Source organism: Natrialba sp. INN-245 (genome assembly GCF_009807105.1).
In the GTDB taxonomy this organism is placed as follows: Archaea; Halobacteriota; Halobacteria; order Halobacteriales; family Natrialbaceae; genus Natrarchaeobius; species Natrarchaeobius swarupiae.
The window spans coordinates 144147-161008 of record NZ_WUBV01000017.1 but is presented as its reverse complement, the minus strand read 5'-3'; the positions used below and the strand labels follow the sequence as shown (position 1 = coordinate 161008).

Sequence of the window (16862 nt, the reverse complement as noted above, 5' to 3'; positions counted from 1 at the left end):
CGACACGCGATTAACTGTTGTACGGTTCCTCGTCCCGGTGGTGGTCGGGGTTCGCGTTCTCGAGGGCATCGGCCTCGCGCTGTGTCGATTTGTGTTCGATGTCCTGGCGACGCTGTTGCTCGTCCTGGCGCTCTCGCGCTTCCGTTTCGGCCTCGGAGAGCCCTTCGTCTTCGTCCTCCTCCGGATTCTCGCGGGCGAGTTCGACGTCGCGTCCGTGCTCGTCTGTGCCCGTCTCGGTTCGCTCGTCGGAATTGGTGTCGGTGTTGTCGGACATAGTGATCCCGACTGAGGGTATCGGGAGTTGCGGAAAAGGCGTTGGGCTTGCGACGGTCGGCCTCGAGCGTGGAGCCGTCGTGGGTCCGTCGCAGGCACCCATCGTGGCCTGTAGTCAGCGGCTTGTCGGCCCGTCGATTCTCGGCGTTACCAGGGTTCGCCGGCGGCGAGGTCGACCTCGGAGTCGCCTTTCTCGGAGGGGCAGATGTCCGCGAGAACGCAGTCGGCACAGTCGGGATTTCGCGCCGTACAGGTCGCCCGACCGTGATCGATACAGAGGTGGGTGAACTGCTGCCAGTACCCCTCCGGAACGATCTCCATCAGCTCCTGTTCGATCGGTTCGGGGTACTCCTCGTCGGTGAGTCCCAGCCGCCGCGAGAGTCGCTGGACGTGCGTATCGACGACGATTCCTTCCACGACGTCGTGGCCGTGCTGGAGGACGACGTTCGCCGTCTTCCGGCCGACACCCGAGAGGTCCGTCAGCTCGTCCATCGTGTCGGGTACCTCGCCGTCGTACTCCTCGACGATCGTCTCGCAGGCGCTGCGGATGTACTTCGCCTTGTTGTTGTAGTAGGTGATCGAGTTCAGCGCCTCCGCGAGTTCCGCCTGCGGGGCGTTCGCGTACGCTTCCGGTCCGTCGTACGTCTCGAAGAGCTGTTCGGTCTCCTGGTTGACTCGCTCGTCCGTACACTGCGCCGAGAGGATCACCGCGATCAGCAACTCGAGGCGATCCGAGTAGCGAAGCGAGATCGTCGAGTCGGGGTAGGCTTCCTCGAGCCGGTCGACGACCGCCTCGGCTTGTTCCGTCCGCGTCTCGCGTGGGGTTCCCATAGAGGAGTGGTTGGAGCGGCCTCTTTTGAGCGTTCGGGTTCCGGATCGCCCCGTTGTCGGCTCTCGACTCCCTGCAGTCGGCTTCTTTGCGTGTCGCGGACGGCCGTCCCTCGAGCGGTGATTTCACCGGTGACCGTCGGTCGAGAACGGTCGGTCGGAATGCCGTGACATTTAAGCGGCCTTCACTCACGTGTGTGGGTATGAAAGCAACCGCGATGGCCCACCCGATCCAGGGGCTGGTGAAGTACCACGGGATGCGCGACGACATCGAGCGCCTCCCCTATCACGACAGCATCAGCCTCTGTACGGCACCGAGTCACACCCGGACGACCGTCGAGTTCTCGATGGACTACGACGAAGACACCTACGTCGTCGACGGCGAGGAACTCGAGGGGCGTGCGTTCGAGCGGGTCGAGGCCGTCGTCGAGAAGGCTCGATCGATGTCCGACGCCGCCCACACGGTCTACCCCGTCCGCCTCGAGAGCGAGAACAGCTTCCCCTCGAACGTCGGACTGGGCTCTTCCTCGTCCGGATTCGCGGCCGCCGCAGTGGCGCTCGCGGAGGCGGCCGAACTCGATCTCTCGCTGCCCGAGATTTCGACGATCGCCCGCGTCGGCTCTGCCTCGGCCGCTCGAGCGGTCACGGGCGCGTTCTCCCAACTCGACGCCGGATTGAACGACGAGGACTGTCACTCCCGGCGCATTCCGACGGACCTTCACGAGAACTTAAAGATCGTCGTCGGTCTCGTTCCCTACCACAAGGAGACCGAGGACGCCCACGCGGAGGCGACGGACAGCCACATGTTCGACGCTCGTCGGGCACACGTCCAGGACCAGATCGTCGAGATGCGCGACGCGCTCCGCAACGACGAGTTCGACCGCGCGTTCGAACTCGCCGAACAGGATTCGCTGTCGCTGGCCGCGACGACGATGACCGGTCCCTCAGGGTGGGTCTACTGGCAGCCGGCCACCCTCGCGGTCTTCAACCGCGTTCGCGAACTCCGCGAGGAAGAGGACATTCCGGTCTACTTCTCGACCGATACGGGCGCGAGCGTCTACGTCAACACGACCGAGGAACACGCCGAGTTCGTCGAGGAGGAGATCGCCGACTGCGGCGTCTCGACGACCACCTGGGACGTCGGCGGCCCCGCCCGCCTGCTCGAGGAGGACGACCACCTGTTCTAGACGCTGTTGACCCACCGCAACCGCTCCGGACGCCGCTCGAGCACATCAATCGCTATACATCTCGAGTCCGTACCCGGTCGTATGCACGTCGTCGTTCTCGGCGCGGGGTACGCGGGGCTCACCCTCACCCGCTCGCTCGAGCGTGAGCTCCCCGAAGACGTCGCGCTTACGCTCGTCGATCGGTCGCCGGATCACCTCGTTCAACACGAACTTCACCGGGTCGTCCGTCGACCCGAACTCGCCGAGGAGATCACGATCTCCCTCCCCAACGTTCTCGAGCGCGCGGCCGTCCGGGTCGGTCGGGTCGAGCGGATCGATCGAGACGAGCGGATCGTCTCCCTTTCGAAAGGGAGACTCGAGTACGACGTCGCGGCGATCTGTCTCGGCGCACGGACCGCCTTCTACGGCCTCGAAGGGGTTCGCGAGCACGCGACGCCGCTCAAGCGACTCTCGGACGCGTTTCGGATCCGCAACCGAGCGCTCGAGGTCCTCGGCGAGGATCACCCGCGGATCGTCGTCGGCGGTGCGGGGCTCTCGGGGGTCCAGGTCGCCGGCGAACTGGCGGCGCTCGCTCGCGAACGCCGCGCCGAGGCGACGGTGACGATCGTCGAGCAGTTTCCGTCCGTCGCGCCGTCGTTTCCCGCGAACTTCCAGCGAGCCGTCGCCGACGCGCTCGACGACGCCGGCGTCGAGGTTCGGACCGACGCGACCGTCGCGTCGGCGGACGACCGGGCCGTTCACCTCGAGAGCGGTGAGTCGGTTCCGTTCGACCAGTTCGTCTGGACCGGCGGTATTCGAGGGCCGGACGCGTTCGAGGGGGAGCGTCCGACGGTCGCGGACGACCTCCGGCTCGACGACCGGACGTTCGCGCTGGGTGACGCCGCAACCGTCGTCGACGCCGACGGCGAGACGGTCCCGGCGAGTGCGCAGGCGGCGGTCCGGCAGGCTCGAACGGCCGCGACCAACGTAACACGGGTCGTCGAGGCGGCCCGTGACGAGAGCGACGGCGTCGAGCCCCGAATGGAGTCGTTCAGCTTTCACTCGCCGGGCTGGCTCGTCAGCGTCGGTGACGATGCCGTCGCACAGGTCGGCCCCGCGGTACTCACGGGCCGTGGGGCGAAGGCGCTCAAATCGACCGTCGGCGTCGGCTACCTCTCCGCGGTCGGCGCGAGGAGGACTGCGCTCGGCCGCGCTCGAGACGAACTCGATCCGCGACACCGGTAACGGTCGCGATGAACTCGATCCGCGACACCGGTAGCAGTCGTGACGACGGTCCGTCGGGATCGTCGAATTGGGTGGCCGTCAGTCGGACGACGACGACCGCGCGTTCGTCCCTCCAACCAACGAGTTCGCCTGTAGCGCTCGTCGCGTCGACGGCGTCACGCGCTCGAGCGAGCCGCCGGCTTGTGCGACGTCGACGAGCAGGTCGGTCAGGTTCACCAGATCGCCGACGTACTCGCGTCGTCGCGTCGCCCAGCGGTCGGGTGCGGTCTCGTCGGCCACCAACTCGAGCGAGCGATCGCGGATCGCCTCGTAGTCGTCGAACTGTTCGGCGAGACCGACGCGCTCGAGTTCGCGGAACTCGCCGTACTCGTGGTCGTCGGTTCCCCGATATCGGAGCGCGGGCGTCCCCAGCAAGGCGGCCTCGTTGACCATTGTCCCGGTGTCGGCGACCAGTAACGACGCCTCGGCCATCGCGTCGTGGATCAACGCCGGATGGAGGCCGTACTCGCGAGCGGGGTGCTCACGGAGGTTCATCTCGCCGCCCTCGTCCGAGACGAAGACGGTCGCTCGGTCGCTCAGGCGCTCGAGCAGGTCGCGACGTTGCTCGCGCATAAAGCCCTCGAGTCCGGCGTCATGGAGCGCGTCGAGGCCGTTGAATCGAACCAACGCGTACGGCTCGTCGGGACCGACCCCGAGGTACTCCCGGACGGCGCCGTCCGGTTCGAAGACGTCGGGGTGGAGATACGCACACTCCTTGAAGCCGTCGAACGTGTAGTGGTCGTCGCCGAGGTCGCGGCGAGTGACCGCCGGCGAGATGATGCAGTCGGCGAAGGGCCTGGAGACGGTGTGGTTGAAATCGCCCGGTTCATCGTCGAGTACCAACACGGTCGGCGTCCGGGTCACCGTCCCGGCGAGGGCGGCGTAGGGGCCCCGCCCGAAGACGACGTCTGGTCGGAATCGAAGGCTCTCGCCGACGATTCGAGCGGCCTGCTCGCCGAGTTCGCGGGCCAGTTGTGGCTTCGACGGCGCCGTCGTCTCGTGTCGGCCGTAGCGCCGGTAGGCCATCCCGTAGAACTCGAGTAGGTCGGTCGTACAGGCGTACTCCCTGGTCAGGACGAGGACGTCGTGGCCGGCGTCCTCGAGGCGATCAGCCGCGTGGCGATAGAGGTGAACGTGCGCGGGCGTGTTAGCGAAGACGAGAATCCGCATCGAGGGTGGATTCCCGCCGCGCGTGCTTTGTAATCGTACACGTACAAACGAACGTGGGTCGGCGGCGATACCGGGCCATTCGCCGCGAGGAGACGTGTCGGAAAAAGGGACGGATAACGAAGCGTCGTCGGGCGGTTTCACTCCCCGACCCGGATGCACGTGCTCGCGCTGACGACGAACGACGACGCGCCGTTCATGAACGAGCAGATGCGAATCTTAGAGCGCCGCGGCGTCTCGTTTTCGACGCTTTCGGTCTCCGGCGACGGCCGCGCGGGCCACTCGCGGACGCCGATCGACTACCTCCGATTCTTCCCGTCGGTCCTCCGCGAGTCGACGAACGGCTACGATCTGATCCACGCCCACTACGGGCTGACGGCGCCGATGGGACTCGCACAGTGTCGCAAGCCGGTCGTGCTCTCGCTGTGGGGATCGGACCTCTACGGCCCGATCGAGCCGCTCAGCCGCGCCTGCGTTCCGATCTGTGACGAGGTGGTCGTCATGTCCGAGGAGATGCGCCAGTATCTCGGACGCGAGTGTACGGTCGTCCCGGACGGCGTCGACCTCGAGAAGTTCCAGCCCGGCCCCAGGCGGGACGCACGCGAGGCGGTCGGCTGGGCCGACGACGAGCACCAGGTGCTGTTTCCGTACACGCCGAAGCGGACGGTGAAAAACTACCCCCGCGCTCGCCGGATCGTCAACGCGGTCAACGGACTGGTCGACCGGCCGGTCAGGCTCCGAACGGTCTACGACGTCGATCACGAAACGATTCCGGACTACATGAACGCCGCCGACGCGCTGTTGTTGACCTCCGACAGCGAGGGATCGCCGAACTCCGTGAAGGAGGCTCTCGCCTGTAACCTTCCGGTCGTCGCAACCGGCGTCGGCGACGTCAGCGACCGGCTCGAGGGGGTCTCCCCCTCCTGCGTGAGCGACGACGATGAGGAACTGGTCGACGGGCTTCGGGAGATCCTCGAGCACGGCGAGCGATCGAACGGTCGGGACGCCGCCCGCGAGGTGAGCCTCGACCGAACGGCGACGCGGATGCTCGAGGTGTACGAACGAGTCGTCTAAATCAGGAGGGTGCCTCGAAAAACCGTCAGTCGACGTGCTCGAGAGTGAGTTCTGGCAAACTATAATTGGCTGGATCGAACGCGGCGAACTCCGCGTCGTTGGTAAGAATCGACGGTTTTCGATCCCGATGCTCGAATGCCAGAACGACGATCGGGATGTCTTTTGGCTGGACACCGGTGATCCTGGCGAGCGATTGTGTGTGAAGGCTTGCTCGGCGTTCGTCGAGCAATGAATCGGCAAAGTCACGACTCGAAGGGGCTTCGATGAGTCCGGTCATGCGGGTAAGTCGGGTCAAGAACAACGTCTTCAGTTCGTCACGTTCCCTCGCTGTCAATCCGGGCATTCGATCGAACGCCTTGAGGGCCTCCTGTACCATATATGCACTGACAGCCGATACCGTGTCGCCACGTTCGATCTCGTCGAGAAGCTGTGTCGCTCGATCGCTCGTCCCGACCGTTCCGAAAACCCAGAGGTTCGTATCGAGGATCTTCACGCGTGATCGACGTAGTCGTCGGCTGTTTCGCTACGAGCGGTTTCGATCGAATCCGCAACCCCCTCTTCGTCGACACGCTGGCGAAGGTCGTCGAGGCGGGCGTGTAGCTCGTCGTCGCTCACCGGCTCCTGTTCGGCGCGAGCGAGTAGCTGTTCGACGCGAAGTGCGGCGATAGCTGGCTCGTCGTTCAGTTCGATCAGGTGGTGACGGACGGACTCCTTGATGAACTCGCTCTTGTTCGTGTAGACGCCGGTCTCTTCGAGAAACTGCTCGAGTTCCCGGTCGAGCTCTGTAGGGAATTTGACGCTAACGTTGGCGTACTTCATGGTAATACTATAGTAGTACAGCCAAATAAAGATGCGGACATCCTCGATGGAAAGATCGATCGTCTCTCGACATGGTCCCGTGGCAGTTCACCCGTTCGGCGACCGGTACCACGCCACCGTCTCCGGCAGGTGCGCCTCGAGCGGTTCGTACTCGTAGCCCAGTTCCTCGTGGGCTTTCTGCGAGCTGTAGAAGAGTTCGCTGGTCGCGAGACGGGCCATCCGCCGGTCGAAGGGAAACACTCGCCTGTCGGCGACGGCGTCGACGACCTCGGCGACTGGGCCGGCGGCGTGGATCGCCGTCGACGGAACGGGAACGCGTGCGGGGGAGCCACCCGCGTGGTCGGCGATCCGTTCGGCCGCCCGGTCGTAGGTGAGGTTCTCGCCGCCGAGGATGTAGTGGTCGCCACGCGTGCCGGCGGCGTAGGCCGAAAGTAGGCCATCGACGACGTCCGAGACGCCGACGACGCTCAGTCCGCCCGGGAGGTAGGCGGGCATCGTCGGCTCGAGGCCCATCGCGAGCAACTGTGGGGTAAAGGAGTCGTCGCCGGGGCCGAAGATCGAAGTGGGGTGAACCGTCACCGCATCGCCGTCGTCCTCGGCGTACCGGTCGACCAGTCGTTCGGCTGCGGCTTTCGAGGACTGGTAGGCACCGATCGGTTCGGCAACGTCCGTCTCGTCGGCGAAGCGCTTCGTCCCGTTGGTCCGGCGGGTGCCCGCGGTGCTGGTGAAGACAAGCCGGCCGACGTCCGAATCGCGACAGGCCGACAGCAGCGTCGCCGTCCCGTCGCGGTTGACCCGCTCGACGGTCTTCGGGCCGGCACTCCAGAGCCCGACGCCGGCGAGATGGAAGACGGCGTCGACCCCGTCGACGAGCGCTCGGAGGGTCTCGTCTTCGAACACGTCTCCGACGTACCAGTCGACGCCCTCCAGCCCGTTTCGATCTGAGGTCGGACGGCTGAGTCCCCGAACGTCCCACCCCTCCTCGAGCAGTCGCTCACAGAGGTGGCCCCCGAGAAACCCCGTCGCGCCGGTGACCGCCGCGACGTCAGTCGGCATCGCTCACTCCCTCGAGTTGCGGTGGGACGGCGTCGCGCCCGGCCGCGGCGTACAGTCGGTAGGCTGCGGTCACTATCGGATGCATATCTCCTTTCGGCGGTAACTCGCCCCCGGAGAGCCGATCGCCGATTGCCTCGACGTCGAGCGTTCGCGCCTCCGGCCCGACGCGTTCGACGTCGATTCTCGCCCCGTCCTCGAGCGCGAGTGAGACCGCGGGCTCCTCGTCGATCGACCGGCCGAGAAGCGAAGCGGCGACGGCGTCGGTTGGCGCTGTCGGACCGGCGAATATCGCGTTCGCCGCGTGTGGCGTCCCGCCGTAGGCGGTCGTGGCGTCAAGGATCGAGAGCGTGGGATCGACGATGTCGGCGGCCGCGACTGCCGTTGCGTCCGGATCGTCCGTCCCCTCGCCGAGCGCTGCGAGGGTCCGCATGCCGCCAGCGACTGCCCCCGACTCGGTCGGCCTGAGCGTCGGGACGACGACCACGGTGCGCTCGAGGAGGTCGGTCGGCACCGCGAACGGAACCGACCGATCGTCGACGGATCGAACGACCCTGGTCCGGCTCGTCTCGTCGTCGATCCCCGAAAACGTCGCGTCGAACCGCTCGAGAACGGCCGGATAGCCGAGGTAGGCGGCGGTTCGCTCGGCGTCGATTCCGGTGCCGGCACCGCAGACGTCGATTTCGGCGTCGCCCCGACGCTCGAGGTGAGCGACGAGCGCGCCGAGCAGTGCCGGATCGGTCACCATCCCGGTCGACGGGTGAAAGGGGTAGTGGACGTCGGGAACGACGGCGATTCGATCGGCGGCCTCGAGCGAGTCGATCGACGGCTCGAGGACCGCCGAAAGCGACGACTCGAACGTCGCCATCCGCGCGTCGACGTCGGGGATCCAGCTACCGGTTCGGTCGGCGGCGTCGACGGCGGCCGCGCGAACGCGGCCGTGGCTCCCGTGGTCATCACTCATAGCGTCACCTCCGTCGCCTCGAGATCGTTCGATCCGGTCGGTTTGGCACACTCATAGGCGGCTTCGGCGAGCTCGAGCGTCCGCTTGCCGTCGCGGCCATCGACGGGCGGCCGTTCGTCGTTCCGGATGGCGTCGAAAAACGCAGCCAGGGCATCGTAGTGTGCCCGGAGGTAGAACGTCGGGCCGAAGACGTCCGGGTCGTCTCCGGTCACCCGACCGGCGACGTTTCCGATCGCGGATTTGGCGGCACTCGCATAGAAGTTCTCCGGGAGGTACTCCTCGTTGGCGATCGTCCCCGTCACGCCCTCAAGGCGGAGTCGCGTGTTGACCTCTGGGAGCTGTTCCCACTGGTAGGAGCCACAGTGAAGCGTGATCGTCGTCTCGGTCTCCGGCGCACGCAAGAGTACCGTCGCGGCGTCCTCGACGGGTAACTCGAGTGTCTCGCCGATCGCCGCGCTCTCGACCTCGAGGTCGCCGAACAGCCACTCGAGGACGTCGAAACAGTGAATTCCGAGTTCGAGCAACGAGCCGCCCCCGGCCGCATCGGCGTCGAGTGGCCACTCCGGCGGTGAGTCCGTCACCGGCGGTCGACCGAGGGCGCCGTCGTTGAGCCGCGTGATCGACGCGTACGGCACGTGACCGACGCGACCGTCCTCGTAGGCCTCCTTGACTCCAACTACGTCGGGCTGGTAGCGGAGCGTGTGATCGACGCCGACGGTGATCCTCGCTTCAGCGGCCGTTTCGAGCATCCTGTCGGCTTCCTCGCTCGAGCGGGCCAGGGGTTTCTCGACGAAGACGTCGACGCCGGCCGCAGCGGCCTGCTCGACGGCGTCGGCGTGGAGAAACGGAGGGAGTGCGACGACCGCGGCGTCGAGATCCTCCGACTCGAGGAGCGTGGCGTAATCGTCGTACGTCCGCGAGACGCCGGCGCGTTTCGCCCGGGCTCGGTTCTCCGATCGGGCGTCCGCGACCGCACGGACGTCCACGCCGGGCATGACCAGCGCCGATTTCAGATGGACAGTGCCGATGTTTCCAACCCCGAGTACGCCCACGGCGAGCGAATCTGACTCCGTCAACCGCGAGAGAAGTGCCGTATTCATCTGTCGGAGACGGGGTGGCGTCGGGCTTTGTTATCATCGCCGTACAGAACCGACGTCCTCGTATTCGTGATCGTACAGCGACCTGCCGTCGGAATCGGCTGTGGTTCGGATCGACGACCGGACCGATCAACAGCGCTGACAGTCGGTCTCGGAGACGGTAAGACGAAACTACACTGGGCGGGCGGATCGAGCCGAAATCAATCGTTCGATCGACTCGCCGGTGCCGGCCGAGAGACCGAGATCACGCCGCCGTCGGCGTCGCTCGCAGTCGTGACGTTGCCGTCGACGGTGCGCTGGGCGATACGGTTCATCGTCTCGACGCGGAGATCGGTTTCCGACCGTCGGCGGTCGAGATACTCGAGGATCGCCCGCATCCGCCGGTCGTCCTGTTTGCCGACGAGGTTGTTCGGATGAAGCCACATGTGGAAGACCCCGTCGCGTCGGACCGCCTCGTCGATACCGCGGCGCACCTGGACGACCATCGGATCCCGCCAGATCGACTCTGCGACGGTGCGTGCTGGCCCCTCGAACCCGAACAGGAACAACGACGCCGGAACGTCGACCAGCCCGTACTCGTCGATCGTCGGCTCGACCAGCATGGACCGGTCGCGGATCGTCGAATCGAGCAATCCCCACACGCCGTCGCCGGTTGGCGACCGGCCACGATACGCACGTACGCCGTACTCCGCCAGCACGTCCCGGTGGCCGACACCGTTTCGCGGATAGACGAACGAGTCGATCGAGAGCCCCCAGTCAGCGGCGATCTCCACGCTTCGCTCGAGTTCGGCCGCGGCGATCTCGGCGTCCGTCTCCGGCCGATCGAAGAGGACGTGCGAAAACGAGTGGCTGGCGAACTCGTGGTCGACGTCGGACTCGAGGAGGTCGGTGACGAGATCGGGACAGAATCGGAGGTCCTCGCGGTCGCGCCACGTCGTCCGTTCCCGCTCGAACCACTCGTCCGGTGCGGGATGGTCAGCGTGTCTCCCGTCACACGACTCGAGCATGAGGTGGCCGACCACCGCCCAGGTCGCGGGAATCTCGTACGTCTCGAGCAGTTCGAGCATCGTCGACCAGCCGCGCCGGCCGGCTTCGACGCGACGGCCCGGCAGGGACTCGAGGTCGTGAAACCCCCAGCCGAGTTCGGCATCGAGCGAGATGACGACGCTACCCATCGGACCCACCACGGCGTACAGTCATATCCGTAGCGCAACCGACCGGACGGTTTTGTTATTGCTCGCTTTTTCCGACGTAGCCTCGTATCACGGCCGTCCGCCGATCGGGACGAACCCCCGCCTCCGTGGTCCTTCCGTTCCGGCTTTCGCCTCGAGTCACCCGGAGATCGCCCGGAGTATTGTATCGTCGCAAGCGAGTGCCAGAATTCGCGAACAGTCGGCGCATCCGACGGTAAGGAGGCCGAACAGGCGCAGTCTGTGTTCGCAATCGGTGTGAACACTCTCTATAACAAAGCGGATATCCGGCCACCTCCACCACAGCAGGCGTTCTCAGTACAATCATGAGTGCATCTACTCCGACGTCCGAGCGAGCGTTCGTGCTCGGACTCGACGGCGTCCCGTGGAGCCTTCTCGAACAGTGGACAGACAGGGGCGAACTCCCCAACTTCGAGCGACTGCGTGAGGAAGGGGCATCCGGTCCGCTCGTAAGCACCAGTCCGCCGACGACGCCGCTCGCGTGGCCGTCGATCGCGACCGGCGTTTGGGCCGACAAACACGGTATCTACGGCTTCCAGAACCTCTCCGCTGAGTATAGCCACGAGATGTATACGAGTCGGGATCTGAAACAGCCGACGCTCTGGGATCTGCTCTCGCCGGCCCACGTCGGGAACGTTCCGATGACCTACCCCGTTCGCGAACTCGACGGAACGATGGTCTCCGGGATGATGACACCCTCGACCGAGCGCGAGTTCACGTATCCGCCCGACCTCGGCGACGAGATCGAGTCGCGCGTTCCCGACTATCGGATCAGTCTCGACTATCCTGAGTACGCCGGTCGGCTCGACGTCTTCGAGGAGGCCGTCGACGAGATGCTCGCGAACCGTCGCGAGGTAATGGACATCCAGATGGAACGCGCCGACGACGACTGGCAGCTGTTTTTCTTCGTCTACACCGCACCCGACCGATTCCAGCATCTTACCTGGGATCTGGATCGGCTCCTCGCACACTACCGGCAACTCGACGACCTCCTCGGCGAGGTGATGGAGTACACCGAGCGCCACGACGCGGACCTCTACGTCGTCTCAGATCACGGCTTCGGGCCGATTTACGAACTCGTCTACGTCAATCACGTTCTCGAGCGGGAGGGGTACCTCTGCAGACGCGAAGACGAGGGCACCAGGGGAGCGCTCGCGAGTCTGGGAATCTCGCGTGAGCGCATCACGAACGTCTTAGAGCGGGTCGGAATCTCCGAGGAGATGCTCGTCTCGACGTTGCCACGGGGACTCGTCGACTCGGTCGCCGAGCAGATCCCAGGGGATCACGCCCTCTACGACGTCGACTACGATCGAACGCGCGCGTTCGTCCACGGTGCCGGGAACTGTTATATCAACGACACCAACCGGTTCGAACACGGCGTCGTCTCGCCGGTCGACGTCCCGTCGGTCAAAGACGAGCTCATCGAGATCTTCGAATCGGTCACGGACGACGACGGGAATCGAGTTCTCACCGTCGAAGACGGCGACGAGCTGTTCCCGACGGACGACGACTCGCCCGACCTCGTTGTCAACGGCGTCGACGGCTACGAGTCACGAAACGCGATCACGGACGAGCCGTTCGGGGACACCGGAACGTACGCCGCGAGCCACCGGAAACAGGGAATCGTCCTCTGTCGCGGCCCGACGATCGACGCCGGCGCGACCCTCCGCGGCGCTCGCGTCGTCGACGTCGCCCCGACGCTGCTCCACGGAATCGGCCAACCGGTCCCTGCGAACGCCGACGGCCGCGTCCTCTTCGATGCGTTCCGGGCCGATGCGAAGCCGTCTCGTACGAAAGTCGAGCGAGTCGACGTCTCGAGACGCGACGAAGACGACGACGTCCACGACGATTTCGCCGACGTCGAGAGCCGCCTGAAAGGGCTCGGCTACATGGAATAAGTCGCTTCCCAGATCGACCTGGTCGACGGACTGTACGCGAAGCAAGAACCGGCGTTCTCGCAAGCACCGAAGCTACCCGCGACGCGTTCCTATCCCGTCCTATGGTCGACGATGACCTCGAACTCGAGCGTGACATCGGCGAGGCGACGATCGTATACGACGAACCGGACGACGGGACGGTCCGGAAGACGGTTCCGAACGAACACGTGGCGTACTTCCAGGACCACTGGATCATCAAGACCGACGAGGACGACGAGGGATACGATATCGTCCGCCGTATTCCGTCCAAACGGGTACACTACGTCGAGCGGTCGGTCGAGGAGTTCGAGGAGGAAGTCCAGACGATGATCGATCAGGTCCAGTCGTTCGCCTCGGAGTTACGGACCAAGATTCCGGTCGGCGGCGGGAGAGACGAGGACGAGGACGGCCGTCCGATCGAGGTCGGCGTGCGGGACGAAACCGACGACGAGTAGCGACCCGTCTCCGGCAGCTCGTCAGTGTGTCCCTGCGATGTCACCGCGCCGAACGCACGCGCTCGAGTCCGGTCCGCGCCGATTTTACCGCCGGGTACGCCGCGTTGTAGAGTCGCGTCGGAACGTTTCTCGCGCCCGCGCGCAAGAGTCGATCCGACAGCGGCGGTTCGGCCTCCGAGACGAGCTCCTCGAGGTCGGCGTCGGCCAGCCACTCGAAAAAGGCCCGCTCGACGGCTGATTCGGGCGTCGTCTCGCGAACGCGGTCCCGAATGTCCGCCCACATGTATCGCTCGTCTTCGCCGAGTTCCCACTCGCCACCCTCGAGCGTGCGCCTGATCCGAGCGTACTCCGTCTCGTCGAACGGGTAGCCGTGGGCCGTCGGCTCGAGTCCCGACAGTCGGAGGCCAACGGCGGTCCGATAACACTTCTCACAGCGACCACAGTTGCCGTCCATCCGGACGTTACAGGTCTGGAGTTCGAGCGTCGGCGCGTCGGTCTCGACGTAGTCGGCGATGACGTCGAGGCGTTCCTGTCTGGTGAGGTCGTAGGCGTCGTGGTGACACCGGGTCCCGCTCCAGCGCACGAAGTCGTCGATGTCGGGTCGGGAGCCCCACTCGAGGTCGACGCCCTCCCAGTGAGTCGCCGCGACGTACAGCTCCGAGATACCGCGTGCGTACGCCATCGGGGCACAGAGACCGAGCAACCCGAGTCCGTGGCCGACTGAGCTATACCACGCGCCGTCGACGAACCGTTTGTAGTGTGCGAGTACCATCGGATGATCGATCGCCGAGAGGACGTTCGACTCGAGGAACGCGGTCCCGAGGCCGCGCTCGTCGGCGAACCGCGAGACGCGTTCCCGGAGGTTGTTCCACTTCTCGTCGTCGGCTCGGTCCGTCGTGATCGTCCAGCCGCGGATGCTGACCAGCGTCGGAGACTCCTCGCGGTGGCGGACGTACGAACAGGTCGAGTCGACGCCGCCGGTAAAGAGCAGTGCGCTGTCCGCGTCGGTCGATCGACCGTGGTCCCGTTCGGCGGAACTCTCGACTGCCGGTGGTTCAGCGTCGATCGTCTCCCGTGCGTACAGCGTTCCTCCCTCGAGAAAGTCGTGCATGGAGAGCAACGAGGCTTTGACGTCCTCTAGGGCGCGCGCGAACCGTCCGTCGACCTCGTCGACGTAGACGTCCGCGCCGTTCGCCCAGGCGAGCGGGCAGACGTTCGAGAGGACCGGAATCGCGAGGACACCCTCGGGAACGTCCTCGATCGAGCGGTCGTACTCCACCCTGAACGGCTCCCCCGAGAAGAAGCGCTCGAGGTCTTTCGAGGGCCTGACGTCGCACTCGAGGGTCGATCCCGTTGCGGTGATGCTGTCGATGACGATAGATGACATTGGTGTGGAGACGGCAGTGACCGTCGGTCCCGACGATCACGGCTCGCTACAAAAACGGGCAGAATCGTTGATCATCACGGCGACGTGAAAGCACCGGATACGTCGTCGTCGTCGATTCGAGACCGAGTCGTTACCGGTGTACGACGTTCGTACCGCGTTCCCGGTCGGCGGTCGAAGTCGCCGCGTTCGCTCGAGCAAATTCCCACAGAAACCGGCGGCGGTCACGAATTCGACGCCGTCAGGCGTGGATCGGGTCCGTCGAATAAGGTCACTATAACAAACGCCGGGTCCAGTGACCCTCCGCTCGAGAGATGCGTACGGATACGAGAGTCGTTGGTTGCTGGGGTGGGTTTGCGTGAATCGGACGGCGTCGAACCTGACGTTCGCGCTCGGGTTCTTCGCACTCGCTGCGGGAGTCGTCCTCGCGCGGGCGAACCCGGCGACGTCGTACGAGTCGTCGATCTACACCGGCACGCCGACGACTGTGTGGATCTGTTTCGCGGTCGCACTCGGCCTGTCCGTCGTTGCGGCGGTCGCCGCCCGCGGCCGGTCACAGACGCTCGGCATCGTCCTCGGGGCGACGACGGTTACGTCGATCGTGAGTCTTCCCGTGCTCAGAAACTATCGATTCTCGGGGATGGGCGACGCGTTGACACACCTCGGATGGACGAGGGATATCGTCGACGGGTTGTTGGCTCCCCACGAACTGATCTACCCGGGCGTTCACTCGCTCGGAGCCACTCTACACCTCCTCGGGGGCATTCCGGTTGAGCGCGCGTTGCTGTTGACTATCGTCGTCCTGTTTGTTCCGTTCCTGATCTTCGTCCCGTTGACGGTCCGAGAGATGACTGGATCCCCCGCAGCCGTGGGTGTCGCGGCGATCGTCTCCTGGATGGTGTTGCCGATCAACAACGTCGCGACCCACATGGGCATCCACTCGAACTCCAACGCGTTGTTTCTGGTTCCGGTCGTCATCTTCGCGCTCGTCGCGTACCTGCGGCGACGCTCGACGGTCGAACGATTGCCGTTCGGCCTCTCGCCGTACAGCGCCCTCATCTATCTCTCGGGGATCGCACTCCTGGTCGTCCACCCCCAGCAGATGATAAACGTAGTCGTCCTCGTCGGAGCGGTCGCGGGCGTTCAGTTTCTCGCGCGGTGGCGATTTTCCGATCACCCGATGGTCGATCAACCGACGACGTACGCGCATACGATCGTCCTGGGGACGCTCTTTGCCGTCTGGACGGTCTCGAACGAGCGGTTCAGAAGCGCTGCCGTCGGACTCGTCGAAGGGATCCTTACAGCGGACGTCGGTGCCAGCGCGGAAGTCGACCAGCGTGGGGCCTCGCTGACCGAGATCGGCGGCAGTATTCAGGAGCTGTTCGTCACGATGTTCCTCGATGCGGCTATCGTCGGTGTCGTCGCCGCCCTGTTCGTCCTCGTTACCTGGCTCGGGTGGACCTCCCTCGACCGCGAGGCGGCGTCGTTCGTCACCTACCTCGCGATCGCCCTGATCCCCCTCGGTGGGATCTTCCTCGTTTACTTCGTCGGAACGCCGACGATGGCTTTCCGCCAGGTCGGGTTCATCTACGTCCTCCTGACGATCCTCGGTGCCATCGGGATCGCACACGTGATCGGCGGCCTCTCGAGAGTGATCACGAGACCCGGTGCGAACGCAGTCGCGTCGGTGGGTCTCGCTGCACTCCTCGTGTTGGGACTGATGACCGTCTACGCCTCGCCGCTCATCTACAACCCCAGCCAGCACGTCACTGACGAGCAGTTCAGCGGCTACGAGTCCGGGCTCGAGCATGGAGCCGAGGGCTACTCGCACGCGGCGGTCGGCTACGATCCGTTCCGGTACGACCACGCCCTCCACGGACTCGAGGGCGAGGAGACGCTGAGCGGCGCAACGGCCGCGACGGGTGAAGCCGATCCCGACGAACTCGCGGCTGGGAACTACACCGGTGCGTATCACGGTCTCGATTACTACCTGATCGTCACCGAGTACGACCTCACGCGGGAAATCGAAGTCTATCAGGAACTCCACTACAGCGAACAGTCACTCGAGAGAGTCGGGTCGGATCCGGCCGTCGACAAGGTGATTTCGAACGACGAGTTCGAGATGTATGCCGTCGTTAGCGAGGACGACGACGAGTGAGCGGGGAAAACAG

Annotated in this window: 16 protein-coding genes; 6 read left to right on the top strand and 10 right to left on the bottom strand. The window is 65.2% G+C overall.

All coding sequences use genetic code 11. From position 1 onward, the window contains the following. Positions 1 to 10: 10 nt before the first annotated feature. Together GRS80_RS05620 and nth are read right to left on the bottom strand one after the other, a co-directional pair. Positions 11 to 274, bottom strand: coding sequence for a hypothetical protein (locus GRS80_RS05620; protein WP_160046704.1), 264 nt, complete (start codon positions 272 to 274; stop codon positions 11 to 13). Positions 275 to 420: 146 nt separating this feature from the next. After that, complete coding sequence (nth, locus tag GRS80_RS05615; protein ID WP_160046703.1) at positions 421 to 1104, bottom strand: endonuclease III; 684 nt, start codon at positions 1102 to 1104, stop codon at positions 421 to 423. 200 nt (positions 1105 to 1304) lie between these two features. Here nth and mvaD point away from each other — a divergent pair, with 200 nt between their 5' ends. Both mvaD and GRS80_RS05605 read left to right on the top strand, forming a co-directional pair. Then, a complete protein-coding gene (mvaD, locus tag GRS80_RS05610) occupies positions 1305 to 2288 on the top strand; it encodes a phosphomevalonate decarboxylase MvaD (protein WP_160046702.1) in 984 nt (327 codons plus the stop codon). 81 nt (positions 2289 to 2369) lie between these two features. Beyond that, on the top strand, positions 2370 to 3512 hold the full coding sequence (locus GRS80_RS05605; RefSeq protein WP_160046701.1) for an FAD-dependent oxidoreductase: 1143 nt from the start codon (positions 2370 to 2372) through the stop codon (positions 3510 to 3512). Positions 3513 to 3590: 78 nt separating this feature from the next. Here GRS80_RS05605 and GRS80_RS05600 read toward each other — a convergent pair whose 3' ends face one another. Further along, a complete protein-coding gene (locus GRS80_RS05600) occupies positions 3591 to 4721 on the bottom strand; it encodes a DUF354 domain-containing protein (RefSeq protein WP_160046700.1) in 1131 nt (376 codons plus the stop codon). 153 nt (positions 4722 to 4874) lie between these two features. Here GRS80_RS05600 and GRS80_RS05595 point away from each other — a divergent pair, with 153 nt between their 5' ends. Next, on the top strand, positions 4875 to 5792 hold the full coding sequence (locus tag GRS80_RS05595) for a glycosyltransferase (protein WP_160046699.1): 918 nt from the start codon (positions 4875 to 4877) through the stop codon (positions 5790 to 5792). Between the two features lie 25 nt (positions 5793 to 5817). Here GRS80_RS05595 and GRS80_RS05590 read toward each other — a convergent pair whose 3' ends face one another. The 6 genes from GRS80_RS05590 to GRS80_RS05565 form a co-directional block, all read right to left on the bottom strand. Beyond that, complete coding sequence (locus GRS80_RS05590; RefSeq protein ID WP_235019652.1) at positions 5818 to 6285, bottom strand: hypothetical protein; 468 nt, start codon at positions 6283 to 6285, stop codon at positions 5818 to 5820. Continuing rightward, positions 6282 to 6611: a ribbon-helix-helix domain-containing protein gene (locus tag GRS80_RS05585; RefSeq protein WP_160046698.1), complete on the bottom strand. Its 330-nt coding sequence runs from the start codon at positions 6609 to 6611 to the stop codon at positions 6282 to 6284. Before GRS80_RS05585 ends, GRS80_RS05590 begins: the two co-directional genes overlap by 4 nt. A gap of 87 nt (positions 6612 to 6698) precedes the next feature. Beyond that, positions 6699 to 7667, bottom strand: a complete 969-nt coding sequence (locus GRS80_RS05580; RefSeq protein ID WP_160046697.1) for an NAD-dependent epimerase/dehydratase family protein — start codon at positions 7665 to 7667, stop codon at positions 6699 to 6701. Continuing rightward, positions 7657 to 8628, bottom strand: a complete 972-nt coding sequence (locus GRS80_RS05575; RefSeq protein WP_160046696.1) for a DUF362 domain-containing protein — start codon at positions 8626 to 8628, stop codon at positions 7657 to 7659. Before GRS80_RS05575 ends, GRS80_RS05580 begins: the two co-directional genes overlap by 11 nt. Further along, positions 8625 to 9728 (bottom strand): Gfo/Idh/MocA family oxidoreductase, encoded by a 1104-nt coding sequence (locus tag GRS80_RS05570; protein ID WP_160046695.1) that lies wholly within the window; start codon positions 9726 to 9728, stop codon positions 8625 to 8627. The genes GRS80_RS05575 and GRS80_RS05570 overlap by 4 nt, the downstream gene beginning before the upstream one ends. A 197-nt stretch (positions 9729 to 9925) precedes the next feature. After that, positions 9926 to 10900 carry a polysaccharide deacetylase family protein gene (locus tag GRS80_RS05565; protein WP_160046694.1) on the bottom strand — a complete coding sequence of 325 codons (975 nt, stop codon included), beginning with the start codon at positions 10898 to 10900 and terminating at the stop codon, positions 9926 to 9928. A gap of 341 nt (positions 10901 to 11241) precedes the next feature. Here GRS80_RS05565 and GRS80_RS05560 point away from each other — a divergent pair, with 341 nt between their 5' ends. Beyond that, positions 11242 to 12834 (top strand): alkaline phosphatase family protein, encoded by a 1593-nt coding sequence (locus GRS80_RS05560; protein ID WP_160046693.1) that lies wholly within the window; start codon positions 11242 to 11244, stop codon positions 12832 to 12834. A 101-nt stretch (positions 12835 to 12935) separates the two neighbouring features. Beyond that, a complete protein-coding gene (locus GRS80_RS05555; RefSeq protein ID WP_160046692.1) occupies positions 12936 to 13307 on the top strand; it encodes a hypothetical protein in 372 nt (123 codons plus the stop codon). Between the two features lie 40 nt (positions 13308 to 13347). Here the strand turns inward: GRS80_RS05555 and GRS80_RS05550 are convergent, their stop codons facing one another. Beyond that, positions 13348 to 14694: a hypothetical protein gene (locus tag GRS80_RS05550; protein ID WP_160046691.1), complete on the bottom strand. Its 1347-nt coding sequence runs from the start codon at positions 14692 to 14694 to the stop codon at positions 13348 to 13350. A gap of 355 nt (positions 14695 to 15049) precedes the next feature. On the opposite strand from GRS80_RS05550, the gene GRS80_RS05545 reads away from it, so the two are divergent. Continuing rightward, the gene (locus GRS80_RS05545; RefSeq protein ID WP_343161463.1) at positions 15050 to 16849 is read left to right on the top strand and encodes a hypothetical protein; all 1800 of its coding nucleotides are present in this window, start codon (positions 15050 to 15052) and stop codon (positions 16847 to 16849) included. Positions 16850 to 16862 lie beyond the last annotated feature (13 nt).

Coding starts and splice junctions, on each gene's coding strand:
- GRS80_RS05620 (WP_160046704.1), bottom strand. CDS start 274: ATGTCCGACAACACCGACACCAATTCCGACGAGCGAACCGAGACGGGC.
- nth (WP_160046703.1), bottom strand. CDS start 1,104: ATGGGAACCCCACGCGAGACGCGGACGGAACAAGCCGAGGCGGTCGTC.
- mvaD (WP_160046702.1), top strand. CDS start 1,305: ATGAAAGCAACCGCGATGGCCCACCCGATCCAGGGGCTGGTGAAGTAC.
- GRS80_RS05605 (WP_160046701.1), top strand. CDS start 2,370: ATGCACGTCGTCGTTCTCGGCGCGGGGTACGCGGGGCTCACCCTCACC.
- GRS80_RS05600 (WP_160046700.1), bottom strand. CDS start 4,721: ATGCGGATTCTCGTCTTCGCTAACACGCCCGCGCACGTTCACCTCTAT.
- GRS80_RS05595 (WP_160046699.1), top strand. CDS start 4,875: ATGCACGTGCTCGCGCTGACGACGAACGACGACGCGCCGTTCATGAAC.
- GRS80_RS05585 (WP_160046698.1), bottom strand. CDS start 6,611: ATGAAGTACGCCAACGTTAGCGTCAAATTCCCTACAGAGCTCGACCGG.
- GRS80_RS05580 (WP_160046697.1), bottom strand. CDS start 7,667: ATGCCGACTGACGTCGCGGCGGTCACCGGCGCGACGGGGTTTCTCGGG.
- GRS80_RS05575 (WP_160046696.1), bottom strand. CDS start 8,628: ATGAGTGATGACCACGGGAGCCACGGCCGCGTTCGCGCGGCCGCCGTC.
- GRS80_RS05570 (WP_160046695.1), bottom strand. CDS start 9,728: ATGAATACGGCACTTCTCTCGCGGTTGACGGAGTCAGATTCGCTCGCC.
- GRS80_RS05565 (WP_160046694.1), bottom strand. CDS start 10,900: ATGGGTAGCGTCGTCATCTCGCTCGATGCCGAACTCGGCTGGGGGTTT.
- GRS80_RS05560 (WP_160046693.1), top strand. CDS start 11,242: ATGAGTGCATCTACTCCGACGTCCGAGCGAGCGTTCGTGCTCGGACTC.
- GRS80_RS05555 (WP_160046692.1), top strand. CDS start 12,936: ATGGTCGACGATGACCTCGAACTCGAGCGTGACATCGGCGAGGCGACG.
- GRS80_RS05550 (WP_160046691.1), bottom strand. CDS start 14,694: ATGTCATCTATCGTCATCGACAGCATCACCGCAACGGGATCGACCCTC.